We start from the raw sequence: 1,858 nt of genomic DNA, 5'->3' as shown, positions 1-1,858 counted from the left end.
GTGACGAGGGCCCGGATGCGCCCCTCCCCCGGGGTCTCGATCTCCTCGGCGAGCGCGACCATCGGCAGCTCGCCCTTGACCTCGGGGTGGTGGGAGACCCGGCTGTGCCGGCGGCCGAGGGCGAAGCCCCTGCCGGGTCCCGCGGGGCGTGGGGCGGGCGCGGTGGCGGAGAGCGGGAAGAGGGCGCCGCCGGCCCGGTCGAGGTTGCCGGTGAGGATGTTGAGGACGTCGACGAGCCAGTTGCCGAGGGTGCCGTGGGCGACGGTGGAGCTGCCCATCCGCCCGTAGACGGCGGCGGTGGGCGCGGCGGCGAGTTCCCGGGCGAGGACGCGGATGGTGTCCGCGTCCACGTCGCAGGCCTCGGCGACCGCCTCGGGGCGGAAGTCCCGCACGGCCTCCCGTACCTCCTCGACCCCCTCCACCTGGGCGGCGAGCGGGCCGAGGTCGGTGAGGTCCTCCTCGAAGAGGGTGTGGACGAGGGCGGCGAGGAGGAGGGCGTCGGCGCCGGGGCGGATCGCGACGTGCCGGTCGGCGAGGCGGGCGGTGCGGGTGCGCCGGGGGTCGACGACGGTGAGGGTGCCGCCGCGTCGGCGCAGTGCCTTGAGCCTGCCGGGGAAGTCGGGGGCGGTGCAGAGACTTCCGTTGGAGTCCAGCGGGTTGGCGCCGAGGATCAGCAGGTGGTCGGTGCGGTCCAGGTCGGGCACGGGGATCGCGAAGGGGTCTCCGAACAGGAGGCCGCTGGAGACGTGCTTGGGCATCTGGTCGATCGTCGACGCCGTGAAGAGGTTCCGCGTGCGCAGGGCACCGATCAGCAGGGGCGGGTAGAGGGCGCCGGCCATCGTGTGCACGTTGGGGTTGCCCAGGACGATACCCACGGCATCCGGCCCGTACTCCTCGATTAGCGGGCGGATTCTCGCCGCGATCGTGTCGAACGCCTCCTCCCAGGTCGCCTCCTGGAGCCGGCCGTCCTTCCGGACCAGTGGCCCGCGGAGCCGGTCGGGGTCGGCGTCGACCTCGGGCAGCGCGGCTCCCTTGGGGCAGATGAAGCCCTGGCTGAAGACGTCCTCGCGGTCGCCTCGCGCCCCGGTGACCCGGGAGCCCTCGATGGTCAGGGTCAGTCCGCAGGTCGCTTCGCAGAGCGGGCAGATGCGCAGGGCGGTGGGCATGGCGGCTCCCTGGGGCGGCGGTCGGGCCGGGGCGTCGGCCCGCCGCGAGCATACCGACCGGTAGGCACGCCGGGGAGGGTTACGACAGGGAGGGGGCGAGATAGGCGTGAAGGAGTTGCCGGGTCTCGTCGATGACGGCGGGGTCGCCCTCGGGGGCGGTGCGGAAGGCGAGCCGGACGAGGGTGTCGGCGGTCTCGACCCCCACCCGGACCTTGCGCCGCAGCGCCTCGTCGGCCGGGCGGCCGAGGTGGTCGGCGAGCAGATCGCAGATCCGCTCGGCGACGAGGGCGTTGGGGTCCTCGCCGGCCTCCTCGGCGGCGGGCACGCCGAAGTCGACCAGGGCGAAGCCGGGGACGGTCCGCTTCATGGCGATGAACTCGTCGAGGACACCGTCGATGGCCGCGTGCGGGTCGGGGTCGACGGCGGCGTCGAGGTGGGCGGCGATCCGCTCGGCGTACCGGTCGAGGTTTCGGTGGGCGAGCGCGGCGACCATGGCCCGCTTGTTGTCGAAGAAGCGGTAGACGGAGCCGATGGGGACGCCGGCGCGGGCGGCGACCGCGCGGGTGCTCAGCTGCTCGTAGCCGGTCTCGTCGAGGAGTTCGGCACAGGTGTCGAGGATGCGGGCGAGCCGTTCGGCGCTGCGCTGCTGCACGGGGGTGCGGCGGAGCGTGGACGGGGCGGGGGCGTGGGAC

Annotated in this window: 2 protein-coding genes; both read right to left on the bottom strand. The window is 74.3% G+C overall.

All coding sequences use genetic code 11. The features are described from left to right. Positions 1-1,166: molybdopterin-dependent oxidoreductase (locus EAO70_RS23485; protein WP_148005313.1), on the bottom strand; the 1,166-nt coding region annotated here is incomplete at its 3' end. Positions 1,167-1,245: 79 nt separating this feature from the next. After that, positions 1,246-1,858 (bottom strand): TetR/AcrR family transcriptional regulator (locus EAO70_RS23480; protein ID WP_148005314.1); only part of this gene is annotated, 613 nt, incomplete at its 5' end.

The sequence above is a fragment of the Streptomyces sp. adm13(2018) genome, assembly GCF_008042145.1.
Classification (GTDB): Bacteria; Actinomycetota; Actinomycetes; order Streptomycetales; family Streptomycetaceae; genus Streptomyces.
The sequence above is the reverse complement of the archived record's forward strand: the minus strand, read 5'-3'. Positions and strand labels throughout refer to the sequence as shown.